General features: G+C 40.7%; 1 protein-coding gene. It reads right to left on the bottom strand.

The features are described 5' to 3' along the window. Positions 1–41: 41 nt before the first annotated feature. Positions 42–1,183 (bottom strand): IS3 family transposase gene (locus H9650_RS20215; protein WP_404814925.1). Its coding sequence is split into 2 segments (ribosomal slippage): positions 42–895 and positions 895–1,183, totalling 1,143 coding nucleotides; the frame shifts between segments, so codons are not numbered across the junction. Positions 1,184–1,278 lie beyond the last annotated feature (95 nt).

Here is a 1,278-nt window from a genome sequence, read left to right on the forward strand (position 1 = left end):
GGCACTGACTAACGTTTTTGAGACAGGAATAAAACACCCTATTATGCAGCCGATTGACGGTATTGAACCGGCGATTGGCTGTTTAGTTTCGTTTGAATACGGGTATTGTTATAATAAATAATGTATTCTTTGACTATATTTATCACACATGCATTAGTCGTGCGGTAAATATCTTCAAGGTAAAACGTTTCAGACTTTAGCGTGGAATGGAACGTTTCGATTGGGGAATTATCAGCTGGCGTGCCTTTGCGGGACATGCTCATGGTAATTCCTTTTTCTTTGACTGCTTTTTGATAAGCATAGGACGTATAAACGGAGCCTTGGTCGCTGTGCAGAATACATCCCTTTGTTACTTCAGGTAGCTGATTAAGTGTATCTATTACTAGTTTTGTATCTTGATTCAGATCGATCGTATAGGCGATAATTTCACCGTTAAAGAGATCTTTAATACTCGAAAGATACATCATCGTCTGACCAAAAGGCAAGTAAGTGATATCTGTTACAAGCCTTTCTAGTGGCTTAGTTGCCGTAAAATCACGTGCCAATAAGTTATCCGTGACATAGGCAGGTTGGCCAGTTTTCTTGCGTTTCTTGACTTTGACCTTACATTGCCAGCCATACTTTTGCATAATACGCTGCACGGTCTTCTCACAAACTCCTGGATACAAAGCAGATATCTTTCGATAACCATATCGGAACTTATGTTGTTTGCACATGTCACCAATCTGTTGATCTCGAATCTCCTTTTGTGTGGGTTGATCCTCCTTCTTTCTCCAACGATAGTAAGATGAGCGGCCTACACCAAGGTGGCGACAAATCTCTCCCACTGGCATCCCATCCTTTAAGTCTTCCACTAATTGAATCACTACTGTTGGCGCCACTTCCTTTCCAATTCCTCGTACTTTTTTAAAACTTCAATCTGCTGTTCCAAAAAACGATTTTCTGCCTGTAGTCTGGCAGTTTCACTGTCGTATTCTGGTCCTTTACCGAAGGTATATTGTTTACCGACGGGTTGATGGAGACGGTGGATTTCACCATTTCGATACCATGCCATCCATGTCTTCAATTGTGTCTTATTACGGATGTTCAATTCTTCCATTACTTCTTTTACCGGCACCTTAGCCAATCGCATTTCAATGGCCTTCATTTTCACTTCTACTGGATAACTGACTCTAGTTCCCATAGAAAAAACACCTCCGCATTGATAAGTTAGGTATTGTATACCCGTTTTTCAACGAAAGGTGTTTTTATTTGTCTCATTTCTTTAGGTCACTGCAA

The organism is Psychrobacillus faecigallinarum (assembly GCF_014836595.1).
Classification (GTDB): domain Bacteria; phylum Bacillota; class Bacilli; order Bacillales_A; family Planococcaceae; genus Psychrobacillus; species Psychrobacillus faecigallinarum.